This window comes from Curtobacterium sp. MCPF17_002, assembly GCF_003234115.2.
In the GTDB taxonomy this organism is placed as follows: Bacteria; Actinomycetota; Actinomycetes; order Actinomycetales; family Microbacteriaceae; genus Curtobacterium.
On the sequence record NZ_CP126251.1, the window covers coordinates 2,823,182 to 2,841,592 of the forward strand.

At 72.7% G+C, this 18,411-nt stretch carries 24 protein-coding genes; 12 read left to right on the forward strand and 12 right to left on the reverse strand.

What is annotated here, in order from left to right:
• The first annotated feature begins 80 nt into the window (after nucleotides 1-80).
• Nucleotides 81-1,325: a putative hexosyltransferase gene (locus DEJ28_RS13140; protein ID WP_111115186.1), complete on the forward strand. Its 1,245-nt coding sequence runs from the start codon at nucleotides 81-83 to the stop codon at nucleotides 1,323-1,325.
• A 19-nt stretch (nucleotides 1,326-1,344) separates the two neighbouring features.
• On the opposite strand, the gene DEJ28_RS13145 is transcribed toward DEJ28_RS13140, so the two are convergent.
• From DEJ28_RS13145 to DEJ28_RS13155, 3 genes are all read right to left on the reverse strand, one after another.
• Entirely contained in the window at nucleotides 1,345-1,836 is a 492-nt protein-coding gene (locus DEJ28_RS13145; RefSeq protein WP_111115185.1) for a pyridoxamine 5'-phosphate oxidase family protein, read from the reverse strand.
• Nucleotides 1,837-1,955: 119 nt separating this feature from the next.
• A complete protein-coding gene (locus DEJ28_RS13150) occupies nucleotides 1,956-2,579 on the reverse strand; it encodes a hypothetical protein (protein ID WP_111115184.1) in 624 nt (207 codons plus the stop codon).
• A gap of 102 nt (nucleotides 2,580-2,681) precedes the next feature.
• Nucleotides 2,682-3,791 carry an LLM class flavin-dependent oxidoreductase gene (locus DEJ28_RS13155; RefSeq protein ID WP_258368011.1) on the reverse strand — a complete coding sequence of 370 codons (1,110 nt, stop codon included), beginning with the start codon at nucleotides 3,789-3,791 and terminating at the stop codon, nucleotides 2,682-2,684.
• Nucleotides 3,792-3,874: 83 nt separating this feature from the next.
• On the opposite strand from DEJ28_RS13155, the gene DEJ28_RS13160 reads away from it, so the two are divergent.
• Nucleotides 3,875-4,783, forward strand: a complete 909-nt coding sequence (locus DEJ28_RS13160) for an SDR family oxidoreductase (protein WP_111115183.1) — start codon at nucleotides 3,875-3,877, stop codon at nucleotides 4,781-4,783.
• A gap of 68 nt (nucleotides 4,784-4,851) precedes the next feature.
• On the opposite strand, the gene DEJ28_RS13165 is transcribed toward DEJ28_RS13160, so the two are convergent.
• On the reverse strand, nucleotides 4,852-5,640 hold the full coding sequence (locus tag DEJ28_RS13165; RefSeq protein WP_111115182.1) for an NRDE family protein: 789 nt from the start codon (nucleotides 5,638-5,640) through the stop codon (nucleotides 4,852-4,854).
• Nucleotides 5,641-5,705: 65 nt separating this feature from the next.
• Here DEJ28_RS13165 and DEJ28_RS13170 point away from each other — a divergent pair, with 65 nt between their 5' ends.
• From DEJ28_RS13170 to DEJ28_RS13205, 8 genes are all read left to right on the forward strand, one after another.
• A complete protein-coding gene (locus tag DEJ28_RS13170) occupies nucleotides 5,706-7,076 on the forward strand; it encodes a bifunctional phosphopantothenoylcysteine decarboxylase/phosphopantothenate synthase (RefSeq protein ID WP_111115238.1) in 1,371 nt (456 codons plus the stop codon).
• Between the two features lie 144 nt (nucleotides 7,077-7,220).
• Entirely contained in the window at nucleotides 7,221-7,619 is a 399-nt protein-coding gene (locus tag DEJ28_RS13175) for a DoxX family protein (protein WP_111115181.1), read from the forward strand.
• The gene (locus DEJ28_RS13180; RefSeq protein WP_181433674.1) at nucleotides 7,616-8,401 is read left to right on the forward strand and encodes a YqjF family protein; all 786 of its coding nucleotides are present in this window, start codon (nucleotides 7,616-7,618) and stop codon (nucleotides 8,399-8,401) included. The genes DEJ28_RS13175 and DEJ28_RS13180 overlap by 4 nt, the downstream gene beginning before the upstream one ends.
• Nucleotides 8,398-8,832: a DUF1810 domain-containing protein gene (locus DEJ28_RS13185; RefSeq protein WP_111115179.1), complete on the forward strand. Its 435-nt coding sequence runs from the start codon at nucleotides 8,398-8,400 to the stop codon at nucleotides 8,830-8,832. The genes DEJ28_RS13180 and DEJ28_RS13185 overlap by 4 nt, the downstream gene beginning before the upstream one ends.
• A 137-nt stretch (nucleotides 8,833-8,969) precedes the next feature.
• The gene (locus DEJ28_RS13190) at nucleotides 8,970-9,620 is read left to right on the forward strand and encodes a GntR family transcriptional regulator (RefSeq protein ID WP_111115178.1); all 651 of its coding nucleotides are present in this window, start codon (nucleotides 8,970-8,972) and stop codon (nucleotides 9,618-9,620) included.
• Nucleotides 9,621-9,792: 172 nt separating this feature from the next.
• Nucleotides 9,793-10,254, forward strand: coding sequence for a MarR family winged helix-turn-helix transcriptional regulator (locus DEJ28_RS13195; RefSeq protein WP_111115177.1), 462 nt, complete (start codon nucleotides 9,793-9,795; stop codon nucleotides 10,252-10,254).
• A 285-nt stretch (nucleotides 10,255-10,539) separates the two neighbouring features.
• Nucleotides 10,540-11,415 (forward strand): aggregation-promoting factor C-terminal-like domain-containing protein, encoded by an 876-nt coding sequence (locus DEJ28_RS13200; RefSeq protein ID WP_181433673.1) that lies wholly within the window; start codon nucleotides 10,540-10,542, stop codon nucleotides 11,413-11,415.
• A gap of 74 nt (nucleotides 11,416-11,489) precedes the next feature.
• The gene (locus tag DEJ28_RS13205; protein WP_258368010.1) at nucleotides 11,490-12,650 is read left to right on the forward strand and encodes a low temperature requirement protein A; all 1,161 of its coding nucleotides are present in this window, start codon (nucleotides 11,490-11,492) and stop codon (nucleotides 12,648-12,650) included.
• Between the two features lie 84 nt (nucleotides 12,651-12,734).
• Here the strand turns inward: DEJ28_RS13205 and DEJ28_RS13210 are convergent, their stop codons facing one another.
• Genes DEJ28_RS13210 through DEJ28_RS13225 form a run of 4 tightly spaced genes read right to left on the reverse strand, consistent with a single transcriptional unit; the run spans nucleotide 12,735 to nucleotide 14,415 of the window.
• Nucleotides 12,735-13,043 (reverse strand): hypothetical protein, encoded by a 309-nt coding sequence (locus tag DEJ28_RS13210; RefSeq protein ID WP_111115176.1) that lies wholly within the window; start codon nucleotides 13,041-13,043, stop codon nucleotides 12,735-12,737.
• Nucleotides 13,040-13,705, reverse strand: coding sequence for an Asp23/Gls24 family envelope stress response protein (locus tag DEJ28_RS13215; protein ID WP_146248828.1), 666 nt, complete (start codon nucleotides 13,703-13,705; stop codon nucleotides 13,040-13,042). The genes DEJ28_RS13210 and DEJ28_RS13215 overlap by 4 nt, the downstream gene beginning before the upstream one ends.
• Nucleotides 13,702-14,256 carry an RNA polymerase sigma factor gene (locus DEJ28_RS13220; protein ID WP_111115174.1) on the reverse strand — a complete coding sequence of 185 codons (555 nt, stop codon included), beginning with the start codon at nucleotides 14,254-14,256 and terminating at the stop codon, nucleotides 13,702-13,704. The genes DEJ28_RS13215 and DEJ28_RS13220 overlap by 4 nt, the downstream gene beginning before the upstream one ends.
• A gap of 9 nt (nucleotides 14,257-14,265) precedes the next feature.
• Nucleotides 14,266-14,415 (reverse strand): hypothetical protein, encoded by a 150-nt coding sequence (locus tag DEJ28_RS13225; RefSeq protein WP_181433672.1) that lies wholly within the window; start codon nucleotides 14,413-14,415, stop codon nucleotides 14,266-14,268.
• 127 nt (nucleotides 14,416-14,542) lie between these two features.
• Here DEJ28_RS13225 and DEJ28_RS13230 point away from each other — a divergent pair, with 127 nt between their 5' ends.
• Nucleotides 14,543-15,178: an MOSC domain-containing protein gene (locus DEJ28_RS13230; protein ID WP_111115173.1), complete on the forward strand. Its 636-nt coding sequence runs from the start codon at nucleotides 14,543-14,545 to the stop codon at nucleotides 15,176-15,178.
• A gap of 33 nt (nucleotides 15,179-15,211) precedes the next feature.
• On the opposite strand, the gene DEJ28_RS13235 is transcribed toward DEJ28_RS13230, so the two are convergent.
• Nucleotides 15,212-15,775 (reverse strand): MOSC domain-containing protein, encoded by a 564-nt coding sequence (locus DEJ28_RS13235; protein ID WP_220034616.1) that lies wholly within the window; start codon nucleotides 15,773-15,775, stop codon nucleotides 15,212-15,214.
• 65 nt (nucleotides 15,776-15,840) lie between these two features.
• A complete protein-coding gene (locus DEJ28_RS13240) occupies nucleotides 15,841-16,224 on the reverse strand; it encodes an MmcQ/YjbR family DNA-binding protein (protein ID WP_111115172.1) in 384 nt (127 codons plus the stop codon).
• A 144-nt stretch (nucleotides 16,225-16,368) separates the two neighbouring features.
• Here DEJ28_RS13240 and DEJ28_RS13245 point away from each other — a divergent pair, with 144 nt between their 5' ends.
• Nucleotides 16,369-16,668, forward strand: coding sequence for an excalibur calcium-binding domain-containing protein (locus tag DEJ28_RS13245; RefSeq protein WP_220034615.1), 300 nt, complete (start codon nucleotides 16,369-16,371; stop codon nucleotides 16,666-16,668).
• A gap of 140 nt (nucleotides 16,669-16,808) precedes the next feature.
• On the opposite strand, the gene epsC is transcribed toward DEJ28_RS13245, so the two are convergent.
• Together epsC and cysK are read right to left on the reverse strand one after the other, a co-directional pair.
• Nucleotides 16,809-17,393 (reverse strand): serine O-acetyltransferase EpsC, encoded by a 585-nt coding sequence (epsC, locus tag DEJ28_RS13250; RefSeq protein ID WP_258368008.1) that lies wholly within the window; start codon nucleotides 17,391-17,393, stop codon nucleotides 16,809-16,811.
• Complete coding sequence (gene cysK, locus DEJ28_RS13255; protein ID WP_111115169.1) at nucleotides 17,390-18,328, reverse strand: cysteine synthase A; 939 nt, start codon at nucleotides 18,326-18,328, stop codon at nucleotides 17,390-17,392. The genes epsC and cysK overlap by 4 nt, the downstream gene beginning before the upstream one ends.
• Between the last annotated feature and the right edge of the window lie 83 nt (nucleotides 18,329-18,411).

Genomic DNA, 18,411 nt, shown 5'->3' on the forward strand with positions numbered 1-18,411 from the left:
ACCGTGAGGAACCCACAAGGCAGGGCCGTCTACGCTCGGAGCGTGCCCCCTGCCTTGCCCGAACATCGCGGAGTGCCGCGGTGACCCGACTGGACGGGACCCTCACGGAGCCGATCGCCAGCGGACGTCGCCGGGTCCTCGACCTCGCGACGAGTCTTCCGGCGTGGGCGGCCGTCCTCCTGGTGTGGACCGGCGGGCGCATCGTGTCGACGTTCTGGCTGGCGCTGGCGTTCCCGCTCATCGGGCGCGCGCTGCCCGAGAACGCGATCTGGGGCAACGGCCACGGCTTCCTCAACTTCCTGACGGCGTGGGACGGCCAGTACTACGAGCAGATCTCGGTCCACGGCTACCCGACGACCCTGCCGCTCGACGCCGCGGGGCACGTCGCGCAGAACGCGTGGGCCTTCCTGCCCGCGTTCCCGTTCACGATCCGGATGCTCACCGCGTCGACGGGCGTGCCGTTCGACGTCGGGGCCCCGGCGATCGCCCTGCTCGCCGGGCTCGTCGCGACCTACCTGCTGCACCGGCTCGTCCGTGACCGGGCCGGCTCCTCCGCCGCGATGTGGGCGGTCTTCTTCTTCACGTGCGGGCCGCTGTCCTTCCTGCTGCAGGTCGGGTACGCGGAGAGCATGTTCCTCGCGCTGACCTTCGGCGCGTTGCTCGCACTCGAGCGGCGGCGGTACGGGTTGCTGACCCTGCTCGGCGTGGTCGCCGCCTTCACCCGGCCGGGAGCCCTCGCGATCCCACTCGTCCTCGGTGTCATCGCGCTCGTGCGGTACGTCCGGGCGCGACGGACCGAGGGGGTCCGCTCGCTCGACGCGTTCCCGGTCGCGGAGCGCGTGCGGGTCGTCGCCGCGGGCGTCGTGATGGTGCTGGCGGGGTTCGCCTGGCCGCTCATCGCCTCGCACGCGACCGGTTCGCCGAACGCCTACCTCGAGACCGAGATGTCGTGGTGGGTGAACTTCATCGGGCGGGTGGACTTCATGCCCCTGACTCCGTGGTTCCTCATCGCCGCGCGGTGGCTCGGCGTCGGCGGGGTCCTCATCGTGGTGTTCCTGCTCGTGTCGTACCCGGTGTGGCTGCTCCGCCGGTCGACGCGGAAGCTGGGCTTCACCACCGTCGTCTTCTCGGCGTCGTACGCGCTCTACATCTTCGCGGTGTCGCTGCCGATGGCCTCGACGCCACGGTTGCTCATGCCCCTCGCGCCGCTCTTCGGGTCGCCCGAACTCGTGGCGAAGCCCTGGATGCGGTGGACTCTCGTGGTCTGCGCCGTGCTCGGGCAGCCGGTGCTCGTCGCGGTGCTGTGGCTGCTCGGCCCGCCGTGACGAGCCGAGCAGCGACGCGCTAGAGCTCGACGGTCCCGTGCGTGCCGGTGTCCGGCTGGGTCTGCTTGCCGAGCGCGGCCTTGAGCGTCTGCACGAGGCTGCCGACCGGTCCGGTGTCCTGCGTCCAGTACTCGACCGAGTCACCCTCGACCGTGAGGAGTCGGATGGTCGGGTCGTTCCGGCCGTCCGGGAACCAGGCCTCGGCGAACGGGGACCACAGCTCGTCGATCACCGAGTCGTCCTGGGTGACCGTGGCGGTGCCGGCGATGGACAGGTACCCGCCCTGCGACTCGATCGAGACGTTCACGTGCGGGTTCCGGGCGATGTCCTCGACCTTCTCGCTGCCGTCCTGCACGAGGAAGCGGAGGGTGCCGTGGAAGGCCTTGTCCTGCACGGCCAGGGGGCGGGCGTGGAGTTGCCCGTCCTCGCTCACGGTCGTCAGCAGGGCCGTGTGGGCTCCGTGGACGATGTCCGAGATCGCTGCGCGCTGGTCTGCCTCTGTGTCGGTCATGGTGCTCCTCTCGCGTCGTGCGCCCCGTTGTGCTCGACGTGCGGCCGGGTCTCCCCGGGGCGCGGTCCGTTCCGGCCAGTCTGCCCCTCGACGCTGGGCGCGTCCGGGAGCGGGCGCGGTCAGGCGGGTTCGCGGATCGTGGTCTCGACGTCGACCACCTGCGGCACGCGCGGCATCGACGCGAAGCCGAACGCCACGGGCGGGTCGAGCGGCGCCAGGGAACCCAGCGGCTCCCCCGCCCAGGTCCCGCGCACGCCGGTGACGTCGTGCGCCCCGGTCACGCCGTAGTACTCGCGGCGACCGTTGCCCGCCGAGCCGGCCGTTCCCGAACCGGGAGCGACGAGGCGCGCCACGGGGTCGATGAGCGCGAGCCAGCGGGGGTCACGGGCGATCGGCTTCGGCACGATGCGGAGCAGCCGGCCGAGTGGTGAGATCGTGCCGACGTCGATCGACGCGTGGAGGGCGCCGGCGGCGAGCTCGAGGCCGTTCGCGGTCCGTCGAGCGGTGACGTCCACCAGGGAGACGGTGTCGAACCGGTAGGTGCCGGACACGTAGGCGGCGACGATCTCGTCCGGGGCGAGCAGCACGCTCGAGCCGTCGGGGAGCTCGATGAACACGTCCGTGAAGGCCCCGAACGGTGACCGGTCCCACATCCCGACGACGAACCGGACGCCCGACGTCGTGCCGACGCCCATGATCCGGCCGCGGAAGCGACGTTCGACGGTGCTGGGACTGGACGACATGCCCTGGACCGTACCCGGCACCCCCGTGAGCAGCGTCGAGGGGGCGAGCCGCGCCTCCCGGCAGGCCCTCGTTGCGACCTGCCGGGCCAGAGGCGGAGCGGCCTACGGAACCGGGACGGGCTCGGCCAGCAGCTCCCGAACCCGCGGGGCGACCTGCGTGCCGTACAGCTCGATGGACCGCATCATGTCCTCGTGCGGCAGGCGACCCGTCGCGTACCGCATGTCGAACCGCGAGGTGCCGAGGATCCGCATGTTGCGCGCGATCTTCCGCGCGACCGTCTCCGGGGAGCCGACGTAGAGCGACCCGCCGGCCGACAGCCCCGCGCGGTAGCCGGCGACGTCGAGGGGCGGCCAGCCGCGCTCGCGGCCGAGCTGGTCGGTGACGGCCTTGTGGTAAGGCCAGTAGCGCTCGGCGGCCTCTTCGTCGGTCGCGGCGACGAAGCCGGGCGAGTGCATCGCGATGGGCTGCTGCGGCAGGTCGAGCTGCGTGAGCGCCTGCCGGTACAGCCGTGAGAACGGGGCGAACTGGGCGGGCTGGCCGCCGATGATCGCGAGGAAGAGCGGCAGACCGTACGACGCCGCCCGGATGACCGACTGGGGCGAACCGCCGACGCCGATCCACGTCGGGATGGCGCCGTGCTCGAGCTTGGGGAAGACGTCCTGGTCGGTGAGCGGTGCCCGCTTCGTGCCGGACCAGGTCACGGCGTCGCCGCCGCGGAGCGATGCCCAAAGCTGGAGCTTCTCCTCGAACAGGACCTCGTAGTCGGACAGGTCGAAGCCGAACAGCGGGAACGACTCGGTGAAGGACCCGCGGCCGAGGATGACCTCGGCGCGGCCGTTCGACAGCGCGTCGACGGTGGCGAAGCGCTCGTAGACGCGGACCGGGTCGTCCGAGGACAACACGGTGACGGCGGAGCCGATCCGGATCCTGGAGGTCCGGGCGGCGATCGCGGCGAGGACGACCTCGGGGGCGCTCACGACGAAGTCCGCGCGGTGGTGCTCTCCGACGCCGATGAAGTCGATCCCGACCTGGTCGGCGAGCACGGCCTGGTCGACGACGTCGCGGATGCTCTGCGCGTCGGACTTCAGGCTGCCGTCGGCGAGTTCGGTGACGTCGCCGAAGGTGTCGAGGCCGAGCTGCACCGGGCCGATCCGCTCGGGTGCGGGCGGCGGCACGTCCGAGGGACGGTCGGTGCCGAATGCGTTGCTCATGCGAGCCTCCAGATCGATGCGTTTGCATTGAATGTACCACTCGACGCCGTCGACGTCGAGTGCCCACGTGTACGGTCGCCCGCATGCCGCAAATCCCCGACCAGACCGGACGCCGCGTCGTCGTCACCGGAGCCAACAGCGGGACCGGGAAGGAGACCGCGACCCGCCTCGCCGCAGCCGGCGCCTCCGTGGTGATCGCCGTCCGCACGACGTCGAAGGGCGAGGAAGCCGCAGCCGGCATCCGCGCCGCCCACCCCGGAGCCGACGTCGAGGTGCGCGAGCTCGACCTCGCCGACCTGTCGAGCGTCCGCCGGTTCGCCGCCGGCATCCTGGCCGACGACCGTTCCCTGGACGTGCTCGTCAACAACGCCGGGGTGATGGCGCCGCCGAAGCGCTTCGAGACCGTCGACGGCTTCGAGCTGCAGTTCGGCACGAACTTCCTCGGCCCGTTCGCCCTCACCAACCTGCTGCTGCCGGCGCTCCTGCGGTCCCCCGACTCCCGGGTGGCGACGATGTCGAGCATCGCCGCGGTCCCCGGCCGGATCCGGTTCGACGACCTGCAGTGGGAGCGCGGCTACAACGGCTGGCGCGCGTACTCGCAGTCGAAGCTCGCCGACCTGCTCCTCGCACTGCACCTGCACCGCCTGTCGGTCGAGTTCGACTGGCCGGTGATGAGCACGGCCGCGCACCCCGGGTACACGCGGACGAACCTGCAGTCCGCCGGACGGTCCCTCGGCCGTTCGAAGCCCGCGAAGCCGAGCAACCGCGCGCTGCCGTTCACACAGGCCGTCGAGCAGGGCTCCGAACCGCTGCTGTACGCCGCGGTCGGACCGGCTGCGGTCGGCGGCGCCTACTACGGACCGGCCGGGGCGTTCGGGCTCACCGGACCGACGACGGCCGCGTCGATCCCGCGGTCGGCCCGGAGCGCCGACCTCGCGCGCTCGCTGTGGGCCGTGGCGGAGGACCTGACGGGCACCCGCCCGCCGGTCTGACGCAGCGCGAGTGCGGGCGAGCGCGCACGCACGGGCACCCGCCCGCCGGTCTGACGGAGAGCAAGACCTCAGGAGTGGTGCAGCTCGACCGACCCGTCGAGCCGCCCCGGCTCCGTGAGCCGCGCGTGCTGCAGCACCGTGCGCGACGGCCCGACGGCCGCGGCGACGATCGACAGCGTCGCGACGTGCCCCTCGTGCTCCTGCGCGTCACGGAGGATCGCGTCCGGGTCGTCCGCCGGCAGCGCGGCCGACTCGGCGAGGAGCCCGAACCACCCGCTCCACCCGTCACCCGCGTCGTCGCCCGCGTCCACCGCGCGGAGTTCGTCGAAGGGGCCGAGCACGGGCGGCCCGACCGGTGCGTCGACCGCGCGGAAGGCCTCGAGCCACCGCCCGATGCGCGGTGCCGCCGGGTCGTCCGGTTCGCCGTGCGTGACCATGTGCACGCCGGGGCCGAGCGCCGTCGTGCGGACCTCGGAGCCGTCCCACGTGACGACCTCGGCACCGTCGGCCGTGGCCCGGACGAGGTTGAACGCGCGCGTGGCCGGCACCGTGCCGTCGTGCCCGGGCAGGACCCCGTCGACGGCGTCGAGCGGGACGACACCGCGCGTGGTCCAGGTGCCGTCCTCACTCGCGACCGGCTCGGCGCGGTTGAGGACGACCGCGAGCCCGGCCCCGTCCGAGGCGGCGAGCCAGGCGCCACCGGCCGAACGGTCGCGGACACCACGGACCGACGGGTCGCGCTCGGGCCACCAGGCGGCCGGCGGGTCCCAGGGACGTTCCGGGGACTCGTCGCGCAGGGCGAGCATCGTGACGGGCCACTCGGAGCCGGGCTCGACGCGGACGACGACGGTGCACATGGGATCGATCCTCGCACGCGGGCCCGGGTAGCGTGACCGACGTGAACGCAGCAGCAGAGCGCCGTCTGACCGTCGTCGTCGGGATCACCGGGGGCATCGCCGCCTACAAGGCCGTCGGTGTGGTCCGCGACCTCGTCAAGCGCGGCCACGACGTGCACGTCGTGCCGACCGAGGGCGCCCTCCGGTTCGTCGGACTGCCGACGCTCGAGGCGCTCAGCCGGAACGCGGTCACCACGAGTGTGTTCGAGGACGTCGCCGAGGTCCGGCACGTCTCCCTCGGCCGCCGGGCCGACCTGGTGGTCGTCGCCCCCGCGACCGCCGACTCCCTCGCCCGGATGGCCGCAGGGCTCGCGGGCGACCTGCTCGGTACCACCCTGCTCGCGACCGAGGCACCCGTCGTGGTCGCCCCGGCGATGCACCCGCAGATGTGGGAGCACCCCGCCACGCGGGCGAACGTCGCGCTCCTGCGGGAGCGCGGCGTCCGGTTCGTCGGCCCCGTGGTCGGTGCGCTCACCGGCGACGACGCCGGGATCGGCCGGATGGCGGAGCCGGAGGACATCGTCGAGGCGGCGCTCGCCGGGCTGCACCACCCGTCGGGCGCGGGCCAGGCGCACGGTTCGGGCGCGGGCCAGGCGCACGGCTCGGACGCGGGCCGGGCGCACGGAACCGGACCCCGCGCACACGGCGACGGGCCCACCGGAGCCGAACCGCGCCTCCAGGCCGGCACCACGGACATCGCCGGGACCGGCGCACGCGGCGAGCAGGGCGACCTGGCGGGGGTCCGCGTCGTCGTCAGTGCCGGCGGGACCCGCGAACCCTTCGACCCCGTCCGCTTCGTCGGCAACCGCTCCAGCGGCCGCCAGGGGGTCGCGATCGCGGCCGACGCCGCACGGCGCGGGGCGACCGTCACCGTCGTCGCGGCGAACGTCGAGTCGTCGCTCACGTCCGGCCTCGACGCCACCGTGGTGCCGGTCGGCTCCGCCCTCGAGCTCGCCGACGCCGTGCACGCCGCAGCCGCCGACGCCGACGTCGTCGTGATGACCGCTGCGGTCGCCGACTACCGGCCGGCCGAGGTCCGCTCCGAGAAGCTCAAGAAGGAGTCGCAGGGCGAGACCATGACGCTCCGGCTCGTGCGGAACCCGGACGTCCTCGCCGACCTCGTCGCGGGTCGCCGCACCGGGCAGATCATCGTGGGCTTCGCCGCGGAGACCGAACCGGACCGTGCGGCGCGCATCGAGCTCGGGCGCGCGAAGATCGCCCGGAAGCCGGCGGACCTGCTCGTGGTGAACCACGTCGGCTGGTCCTCCGGGTTCGAGCGCGAGGAGAACGCCATCGAGGTGCTCGTGCCCGGCGGCGAGGTCGTCCGCGAGACCTCGGGCAGCAAGGCCGAGGTGGCGGCGGCGGTCCTCGACCTCGTCGCGACCGCCCTGACCTGAGCAGCCCGGCCAGACCCAGACCCAGGCCCAGGCCCAGACCTGAGCGGTCAGGCCAGACCCAGGCCCGGCCAGGCCCACGCCCAGGTCGGCACGCACCTGAACGCTCTCCGTACGCACCAGCCCCCCACCGGGCACGATGGACCCATGCGACGACGCGAGCGTGCACGACGCGCCACCCGGACCGCCACCCTCCTCGCCGTGGTGCTCGGCGGAGGCGGTGTGACCCACTTCCTCCGCCCGCGCGGCTACGACCGGATCGTGCCCGATGGCCTGCCGCCGCGGATCACCACGTTCGCCTCCGGCGCCGCCGAGCTCGGCATCGCGGCCGGCCTGGCCGTCCCGGCGACCCGTCGGGCAGCCGGATGGGCAGCGGCCGCGCTCTTCCTCGCCGTGTTCCCCGCGAACGTCAAGATGGCGAACGACCTGCTCGACAGCCCCCGGTCGACGCGCACGATGCGCCTCGTCTCCGTGCTCCGCCTGCCGCTGCAGGCACCCCTCGTCGCCTGGGCCGTGCGCGTCGGTCGGCACGCGCCGAAGCCGTGACCGAGGCGTCGCGGGAGCGGGCCGCGGTGCCGCTGCTGCACCGCCCCGTGACCGTGCACGCGTGGGAGGACATCGTCTTCGCGCACTGGCGCCGCGACCCGGCAGCGCTCGCCGGCCTGGTCCCGCCCGGCACCCGGCCGGACGTCGTCGACGGCAGCGCATGGGTGGGCCTCACCGCCTACGTCTTCCGCGAGACGCAGGTCCCGCCGTTCCCGCCGTCCGGTCGGCTCGGTTCGATGACCGAGGTGACGATCGAGATCCTGACGGTCGACGACCGGGGTCGCCGCGGGGTCGCGTACCGGACGGTCGACACCGGCAACGTGCCGGCGATCGTCGCCGCGCACGCGCTCCTCGGGGTGCCGTACACGTTCTCGCACGCGCGGGCTCGCCGCCGCGGCGACACGATCGAGCACCGCTCGGTCCGGCACCCGGCGCGGACGCGTGCGCTGCAGCCGGTCCGGTGGCTGCGACGACGGCCTGGAGGCGCGGTGCGGCCCCGCCACGACGCCTCCGTCCGGGTCGTGGCCGGGCCCGTCGTCGACACCCCGCTGGCCGCGGAGCTCACCACCCGACAGGGCATCCACGCCCGCCTGCTCGCGCAGACGCTGTTCTGGCAGCGCCAGCACCCGCCGCTCACGATCCGGTCGGCGCGGCTCGAGCGACTCGACGGCGATCTGCCGGACGCCGTCGGCCTGCCTGGGCTGTTCCACCGCGAGCCGGACTCGCTGCTCGTCGTGGACGGCACGACGGTGCGCTACGCGTGGGGGGACGTGGTCCGGTGACCGACGACCCGCACCACCTCGACCGCTTCGTGCAGGCGCAGCAGGGCCTCCACGACACCGCGCTCGACGAGCTCCGGCACGGCCGCAAGACCTCGCACTGGATGTGGTTCGTGTTCCCGCAGCTGGCCGGGCTCGGCCGGAGTGCGACGGCGCAGCACTACGCCCTCGACGGGAGGGCCGAGGCGCGGGCGTACCTCGACCACCCGGTGCTCGGCCCCCGGCTGCTCGAGGCCACGGCCGTCGTCGCGGCGGCCCCGGCGCGGTCGGCGGACGACCTGCTCGGCGGCATCGACGCGATGAAGCTGCGGTCCTCGATGACGTTGTTCGCGCACGCGGCCACCGATCCCGCACCCTTCCGGGCTGTGCTCGACCGCTGGTACGGCGGCACCGAGGACCCGGTCACGGTGCGTCTGCTGCACCTCGACGACTGACCGGCTCACCGCTGCTGACACTGGCGCGAGCCGATCGGAACGCCGTTCTTATATCAGGTACGGTGAACCATGCGTCCGCACCGACCAGTCGGCCGCGCGACCCGTAGCCCGTCCACCACGACCCCGAAGGAACCCGCATGCCGGTCCCCAGCAGTGCACCGACCGAGCACCAGCTCCTCCGCGACACCGTCCGCGAGAAGATCCACGACGCGATCATGGACGGCACGCTGGAGCCCGGCGAGCGACTCAACGACGACGAGCTCATCGCCTGGCTCGGTGTCTCCCGCACCCCGATCCGGGAAGCCCTCAGCCAGCTCGCACGCGCCGGCCTCATCGAGATGGCGCCGAACCGGTACACCCGCGTGACCACGCCGAACCCGACCGAGGTCGTCGAGGCGCTGCAGACGCTCGGCGTGCTCTTCGGCGGTGTGGTGCGCCTGGCAGTCCCCCGCCTCGGTGCCGCGACGAAGAAGAAGATCCTCGCGCAGCTCGACGCGACCATCAAGGACTTCGAGTCGCACGACGTGCAGGGCGTCAACCACGACTCGCTCGGCGTCTTCGCCCTCTACGTCGCCGAGTGCGGCAACGAGAACCTGCAGCGGGTCTGCCGCGACACGATGGACGGGCTGTCGTTCCGTCTGCGCCTGCCGAACCTCGACGAGCTCGTCGACTGGGACCAGATGACGGCCGACTTCCGCCGGCTCCGCGCGGCCACCGAGTCCGGTGACAACATCGCCGCAGAGCTCGCGACCGAGGCGATCCACCTGCTCCCCGGCGAGAAGCGCTGACCCGTCTGAACAGCCGTTCAGGAAGCCGCCCGTCTCGCGAACGCGAGGCGGGCGGTTCCCGTTCCCCGCGCCTCCAGGCAGTCCCGTACGGCCGCGCCGGCCGCGCGCAGTCACGCGCTGACGCGAGCCGGTAGCATCGCTCCGACCACCTGTCGACGACCCGGAGCACCGCATGAGCAACCGCCAGCCGGACCGCACCGAGATCGCGGCGCGCCTCGCGGCCGCGGTCGGCCGGATCAACCGTCGAGCACGGACCGATTCGGCCGCACTCGGCTACGGCATCGTCTCCGCGCTCGCGACGATCCAGCGCGAGGGACCCCTGCGCCCGGGCGACCTGTCGCGGATCGAGGTCGTCACGAAGCCGACGATGACCCGCATCCTGACCGAGCTCGAGCAGCGCGGGTTCATCGAGCGCGAGGCGGACCCCCGTGACGGCCGGGCGTTCATGGTGACCGCCACCGCCGAGGGCATCGCCGCCGTCGAGCGGGCCCGCGCGGACCGCACCGGGATCGTCGCCGAACTCATCGCCGAACTGCCCGAGCACGACGTCGACGTGATCGCCGCCGCCCTCGACGCCCTCGAACGTGTGGCGCAGGGCGAGCGCACCCAGGAAGCTCACACCTCCACCGCCTGACAGCGGCGTTACCGAACCGTTACCGAAGGGTGGACGGACGGTTCTACCAGGGGATCCGGACGGAGTGCCCAGGGTGACCGGTCATCGTGTTCGCTTCGCCCATCGGCGGCCACCCCACGGCTGCCGGCCGGCGGACGGACGGGCCCCACACCACCGTCCGGTCCTCCCCCGGCTCGCGAGCTCACGACGACGGACGTCTCGACGTCACGTACCCCTGCGCGCTCACACCACCCGCGCGCAGCGTCGACAGCCACGCACCACGAGCTGCCCGACCAACCGGAATCGATGACAGGACGCACCACCGACCTCCCGACCACCACCGCCTCGACCCGACGTGAGGCGCTGAACTCCCGCAACCGGCGCTTCCGCCGGGCGCTCCGCCGCCCCACCACGCTCATCGTGGGCGGCGCGACGGTCCTCGCCGTCGCCGGTGGCATCGCGACCGTGGGCACGCAGCCCGCGATCGGTGAAGCCCTCGGCATGCCGACCGGCAGCGCGACGCCCGCACCGGCACTCGGCGGCACCGCGCTCGACCGGGCGCAGGCGGCCGCGACCATCACCACCGCGCAGACGGTCGTCGACACCGCGAACGAGAAGACCGACACGGTCGCGCTCGAGCGACGGATCGACGCACTCGACGACTACCGGAAGCTGTCCGGAGCGGCGCTCACCTCGCGCATCTCCTCGACGGTCGACGCGAGCACCGACGTCGCGAACGCCAGCGCCACGCAGGACAAGCGCGACGCCGACGCGAAGGCCGCCGCCGCAGCCGCCGCGGCCGCAGCGGCACAGAAGGCCGCTGCCGAACGGGCCGCCGCCGCCGAAGCAGCGCGGAAGCTCGCCGCCGGGAACACCCCCGCCGGAGCGAAGGCCACCGCGAGCTCCCTCGCTGCGTCGCAGTACGGCTGGGGGTCGGACCAGTTCCAGTGCCTCGACAACCTCTGGACCAAGGAGTCCGGCTGGAACTACCAGGCCGTGAACGCGAACGGTGGCGCGACGGGCATCCCGCAGGCACTCCCCGGCTCGAAGATGGCGACGATCGCGGCCGACTGGCGCACCAACGCCACGACCCAGATCACCTGGGGGCTGCAGTACATCAGCGCGTCGTACGGCACGCCGTGTGCCGCGTGGGCGCACTCGCAGGCGTCGAACTTCTACTGAGCACGCACGACCACACGCACGACGAACGACCCCGGGTACCCCACCCGGGGTCGTTCGTCGTGTAGGCATACCAGGTGACCACCATCGGACTCCGCCGCATGGCGCCCCGCGACCCCGCCGAGGGACACCGCGCCGCGAGCCCCCTCGAGCTGCTCTTCGACCTGGTGTTCGTCGTCGCCGTCGGGTTCGCCGCGTCGAACCTGCACGAGATCGAGGCCGAGGGGCACGTCGGCACCGCCGTGCTCGCCTACGCGTTCGTGTTCTTCGCGATCTGGTGGGCGTGGATCAACTTCACGTGGTTCGCCACGTCGTTCGACACCGACGACTGGCTCTACCGGGTGATGACCGTCGTGCAGATGGCGGGCGTCCTCGTCCTCGCCGCCGGCGTGCACGCCGTGATGGTCGACGGGTCGACCCTGATCGTGGTGATCGGGTACGTCGTGATGCGCCTCGCCCTCGTCGGGCAGTGGCTGCGCGTCGCGGCGTCGTCGCCCGAGTACCGCCGCACCGCCCTCCGGTACGCCGTGGGCATCGTGGTCGTGCAGGTGCTCTGGGTCCTCGCCGTCCTGTTGCCGTGGAACGTCGAACGGTTCGTCATCCCGCTCCTCATCCTCCTCGAGGTCCTCGTGCCGCCGGTCGCCGAGGCGGGCGAACGCACCACACCGTGGCACACGCGGCACATCGCCGAGCGGTACTCGCTGTTCACGCTCATCGTCCTCGGCGAAGGGCTCGTCGCCTCGGCGAACGCGGTCATCGACGGCATCGCGCACGCCGAGCACCTGGCGTCGCTTCTCGTGCTCGCCGCGTGCGGCCTCGTCATCGTCGTCGGCATGTGGTGGATCTACTTCTCGCGGGAGCAGCACGCCCACATCCGCTCGCTGCCCACCGCGCTCGTGTTCGGCTACGGCCACTACTTCGTCTTCGCGGCCGCCGGGGCGTTGCCGGCCGGCATCGAGGTGGCGGTCAGCGCGGACGCCGGCGAGGCGGACCTGTCCCACGCCACCGTCGCCGCGACCATCGCGGTACCGGTGGCGCTGTTCGTGCTGGCGATCTGGGCGCTCGCACTCCGACCGTCGCTGACGACCGGCTGGAACGTCGTCGTCGTGGTGCTCGCGCTCGCGGTGCTCGCGAGCGTCGCCGTGCCGTCGGTGTCGCTCGTCGCGACGGCGGTGCTCGTCGTGGCGATCGTGGTGGTGCTGGAGGTCGCGGACCGCGGGGCTGACCGCCGGCGGTGACCGCGGCTCTCACGGTGACCGTCTGCGGGCCTGGAGGCGCGGTGCGGGCCCGCACCGCGCCTCCAGGCCCGCAGACCGTGACGGTCAGCCGACGCGCGCGACGCGGACGTCGACCCGGCTGAGCGCGAGGCCGTGGGCCTCGGCCACGGCGAGTGCCGCGAGGTGTGCTGCGCGCGCCGTCTCCGGGGCCGGCCGCGCCCCGTCGGTGCCTATCACGATGCGGAGGACGTCGTCGTCGAGGACGACCCGGGCCAGCGCCGTGCGCGTCGCGAGCCGCTTCGCGGTCTCGATCGTCGCGCTCAGCGTCGGGCGGGCGTGGTACAGCTCGGAGACGCCGGGAACCGCGAGCACGGCGGTCTCGACGGCGGTCAGGACGTCGTCGTCGGCGGTCATGCTCGGTCCTCTTCCTCGTGCGCGTCCAGTTGCACTTGCACTTGCGCTGCTGTGTCGTCGTCGTCGCCCGCTGACGGCGGCAGCAGGTCACGTACCACCACGTCGACCGACTCGATCAGCAGGTCGGTCTGGGTGGCGAGGACCTCGGCGACGGTCTCCCGGACCGCCGACGCGACCACCGGGATCGCCGCGCCGGTCCGGACGGCGATCTCGACGACGACCTTCACGGGTGCTCCGAGTTCGACGACGTCGCCCTCGAGACGGCACCGCGCGATGAGCGCATCGGGCACGCCGTCGCCGGCGCTCCGGACGAGGGAACGGATCGCGCCCTCGGTCATGACGGGACGTTCGGTCGGGGCCTCGGGCCGGAGCGGGACGTCGCGACCGGCGCGCGCCTCGATCGAGATGTTCGCGAGCACGCCGCTGATCCACGACTCGTCCGCCGGTGCCTCGTCGGCCGCGGCGGCCTCGAGGGACCCGAGCGACGACTGCCGGAGCCGGATGATCGCGGCGAGCGCGTTCTGGCAGGCCGGGGAGTCGTCGATGGTCGGGTCGACGGGACGCATGCCCGCGTCGAGGTAGTCGGCCAGCTCGTCGATCGTGTGGCCGTCGAGGTCGTCGGGTTCGAGGGAGTCGAGCCGGACGGGGTCGGGTTCGGTCATCGCCATCCCTCCATGAGACGGATCATGTTCTTCCGTGCCCGGGACAGCAGTCCGCGGACGGTCGAGGCGGGGAGGTCCAGTTCCTCCGCCATCTCCTCGTAGGAGTACTCGAGCACTTCCTTCATCAGCCAACACCGTCGCTGGGCCTCGGGGAGTTCGGCGAGCGCGGTCTCCACCGCTTCCTCGCGCGAGCGTGCCTCGGCGACGCGGTCGGGAGCGTCGTCGGCGGGAGCCTCCACCTCGAGCTCGGTCACGTCGTCGTGGTACCGGCGGGCGCGGATGCGGTCGAGGCACTTGCGACTGAGGATGCGCATCAGCCACGACTTGACGCGGGCGCCGTCCTCGAGCCGGTCCATCCGGTTCCAGGCCGTGATGAACGTCTCCTGCACGACGTCGTCCAGCTCGTCCGTCGACCCCAGCGTCCGGCGGGCGTAGGCGCGCAGGAGCGGGGTGTACCGGCGGATGAGCACCTCGAACGCACGGACGTCGCCGTCGGACGATCGACCTGCGAGGACGGCGTCGTCGAGGTCGGAGAGGGGCGGGTGCGGCACGGGTTCCTTCTACTGGTGGTGGTTGGGGTTCTCCTGGGCACGCCGGACGCGGAACGGTCCGGCGGGGCGGGCGGCGAGGGACCGCACCCGCGCCGACGCCAGGAGGTGGACACGGGCGGTGCGGTCGTGCGACGGCTGCTGCCGGGCGGTGTCGACCATGGTGGGCTCCTCGGTGGTTCGGGGCGGTGCTCGCGCGGGGCTTGCTCCCGCTTGCGGGGTCTCGCTCCGTCACCGGTGAGACGGGTCGTGGGCGCGTTTCGTCACACTCCTGCGGCAAGGTGGGGGCATGTCCCTCGTCACCGCCGTCTGCCGCGTCGACCGCCTGCTGCGCGACTCCGGCACGATCGGCATCACCGCGATCGACAAGCGCCCCGTCGACGGGCCCGTCCGTGTCCGTCCGCTCGGGCTGTACGCCGACGTGCAGGCCGACCGCAAGCACCACGGCGGCGAGGACCAGGCGGTGTACGCCTACGCCGACGAGGACGCCGCGTACTTCGCGGACCTCCTCGACCGCGAGGTCCCGCCCGGACTGTTCGGCGAGAACCTCCGCACCTCAGGCATCGACGTGACCGGCGCCGTCACGGGCGAACGCTGGCGCATCGGTGACACCCTCGAGCTCGAGGTCACCATCCCCCGGACCCCGTGCGGCACCTTTGCTCGTCGCATGAAGGTCGACAAGTGGGTGAAGCGGTTCGCCGAGGAAGGCCGCCCCGGCGCGTACTTCCGGGTGCTGCACTCCGGACCGGTATCCACCGGCGACCCGATCGTCGTGACCCATCGGCCGGCGCACGGGGTCACGATCGGTCAGGTGTTCGCGGGGCCGACCGCGGAGCAGGCGCGGGCCGTGCTCGACTCCGGGACGGGTCTGGCGCCGTCGGTCGTCCGCGACCTGTCGAAGGTGCTCGGGCGCACGGGGGTCTGAGCGGCGACCGGGCTTCGCTCAGGCGGGCCTCGCTCAGACCGGGGTGAGCGGCTGGAGTTCGCCCGCCGGCAGTTCGACCCGGATGCGGTCGCCCGGGCGGACGACCCCGCCGGCCACCACGACGGACATGACGCCGCCCTTCCGCTCCACCGAGCCGTCCTCGGCGCGGCCGAGCACCGCCCGCAGCAGCCCGGGTTCGAAGTCGTTGATCTGCTGGCACGGGTTCCGCAGCCCCGTGACGCGCACGCACGCTTCGTCTCCGAGGTGCAGGAGCGTGCCGGTCGGCAGCCCGAGCAGGTCGACGCCGCGGGTGGTCACGTTCTCGCCCATGTCGCCCGGAGCCACGGTGTACCCGGCGTCGGCGACCTCGTCGAAGACCTCCGCGTGCAGGAGGTGGACCTGCCGCAGGTTCGGCTGTGACGGGTCGCGGGCGACTCGGGAGCGGTGCTGCACCGTGGTGCCTGCGTGCGCGTCGCCCTCGATGCCCCATCCCTCGACGAGGACGACCTCGTCGACGACGGGCTTGCTGAAGTGGTGGGAGGAGTCCCGGCTCACGGCGACGATCGTCGGCTGCTCGGCTTCGAGATGAGGGGTCACGTGACGATCATGGCGCAGAACGGGCGGATCCCGAAGCGTGCTCCCTCGGCGGTCCTGCAGGGCGCTCAGTCCGCGGCCGCGCCGCGGGACGGGTCGATCGGTCGTTTCGCGCGCGGCAGCCCGGCGACCACGAGGTCGTAGGCGTTGCCGACCAGGTCCTCGACGAGGGTCTCGTCGATGCCGTCACCCGGGGACAGCGTGATCCAGTGCTGCTTGTTCATGTGCCAGCCCGGCGAGATCTCCTCGTGGTCACGCACCAGCGCGGCCCCGTGCGGCGGCGCGCACTTGAGGTTCACGATCGGCACGCCCCGCAACTCGGACGTCATCACGAACATCTTCCCGACGACCTTGTAGACGAAGATGCCCTCGCTGAAGGGCTGCGTCTCCACCACCGCCGGAAGCCCCATCGCGGTGCGGATCGCCATCTCGTGCAACGCCTCGCCGTCCATCCGAACAGCATGCCGCACACCGGTGACGTCGCGCCCTCGTTCTGGGGTGCGAGCGGGCCGCGCGCCCCGTCGTACGATCGACCCGCCGTGCACCCGACGCGGCGGCCGCTCCGCCGGTCCCGATCGTCCCTGGGGGAAGAACCCGTGCGTCTCACCCGTACCCTCGGCATCACTGCCGCCACCGTCGTCCTCGCAGCCTCCGTCGTCGTCGGCGGTGCGTCGACCGCCGAGGCCGCTCCGACCGTCTACAAGAACTGCACCGCCGTGCAGAAGGTGTACTCGGGCGGGATCGCGAAGAAGTCGGTCACGAAGAACCGCGTCACGTCGAAGGGCACGGTCACCTACCGTGCCCTCAAGGGCACGGTGAAGAAGGACGACGCGCTCTACAAGGCGAACAAGAAGATGGACGCCGACGCCGACGGGATCGCCTGCGAGAAGAGCTGACGGGCGGGAGCCGCCCGCGTCGCAGCGCATCGCCACCGGCGGGACCCGCCCGCGTCGCATCTCGCAGCCGGCGAGACCCGTCCGCGTCGCAGCGCATCGCCGCGGGCGCTCCGCCCGCGTCGCAGCGCTCGCGTCGCAGGTCAGAGCGGCGGGACGCCCTCGTGCCCGGACCGCGGGCGCGCCGTCCCGGCGACCCCGGTGACGACCGACCCCGCCGGGACGTCCTTCGTCACGACGGTGTTCGCCCCGACGACGGAGTCCGGCCCGACCGTGATCGCGCCGATCAGCGACGAGCCGGCGCCGAGGACCACCCGGTCCCCCACGGCGGGGTGCCGACGGGCGCCCGGGCCGTGCTCGCCGCCGCGTCCGCCGAGGGTCACCCCGTGGAAGAGCACCACGTCGTCCCCGACGACTGCGGTCTCGCCGATGACGACCCCCATGCCGTGGTCGATGAAGAAGCGTCGGCCGATGCGTGCGCCGGGGTGGATCTCGATCCCGGTCACGGACCGGGCGACCTGACCGATCACCCTTGCGACGAACCGTGAGCCGGGAAGTCCCTCGGCGATCCACAGCCGGTGCGTGAGCCGGTAGGTCCAGATGGCGTGCAGCCCCGAGTACACGATCGCGTTCTCGAGGTCACCACGGGAGGCGGGGTCACCGCGGCGTGCTGCGGCCAGGTCCTCCCGGACCGTCCGCAGCACGCCTCGTCGGGCGGCTCGCGTCACGCAGAGAGTCCCTCGAAGAGCACCGTCGACAGGTAGCGCTCCCCGGTGTCGCACACGATGGCGACGATCCGCTTGCCCGCGTTCTCGGGTCGAGCGGCGATCTCGAGCGCCGCGTGGATGATCGCGCCGGAGGAGATACCGGCGAGGATCCCCTCGTCGGTCGCGAGCGCACGGGCGACACGGAGCGCATCGTCCAGCTCGACGTCGAAGACCTCGTCGATGACCGACTGGTCGAGGACCTCGGGGATGAAGTTGGCGCCGATGCCGGCGATCTTGTGCGGACCGGCCTTGCCCTCGGTGAGGAGCGGCGAGTCCTTCGGCTCCACGGCGACGATCTGCACGCCGGGCACCCGCTCCTTGAGCACCTGCCCGACGCCCGTGATGGTGCCGCCCGTGCCGACGCCCGCGACGAACACGTCGACGTGGCCCTCGGTGTCGCGGAGGATCTCCTCCGCCGTGGTGCGGCGGTGGATCGCGGCGTTCGCGGCGGTCTCGAACTGGTGGGCGAGGATAGCGCCGGGCGTCTCGTCGACGATGGAGGCGGCCTTCGACACGGCGCCCTTCATGCCCTCGCTGCCCGGGGTCAGGACGATCTCGGCACCGTACGCGCGCATCACCGCGCGACGCTCGACGCTCATCGTCTCGGGCATCGTGATGACCACCTTGTACCCGCGGGCCGCGCCGACGAGCGCGAGCGCGATGCCGGTGTTGCCGGAGGAGCCCTCGACGATCGTGCCGCCCGGCTTCAGGTCGCCGGACTCCTCGGCCGCGTCGATGATCGCGACGCCGAGCCGGTCCTTCACGCTCGCGCCGGGGTTGTAGAACTCGAGCTTCGCCAGGACCTCGGCGCCGCCGGCCTTCGGCAGGCGGTTCAGCCGCACCAGCGGCGTGTTGCCGAACGCCTGCGAGATGTCGTCGTAGATGGTGCCGCTCATCGGTTCCGTCCTCATCGGGTCAGGTCGCGTGCCCACCTCACTGGAGGCACGGCGTGCGCTGCGATCCTAGCGAGCGCACCCGA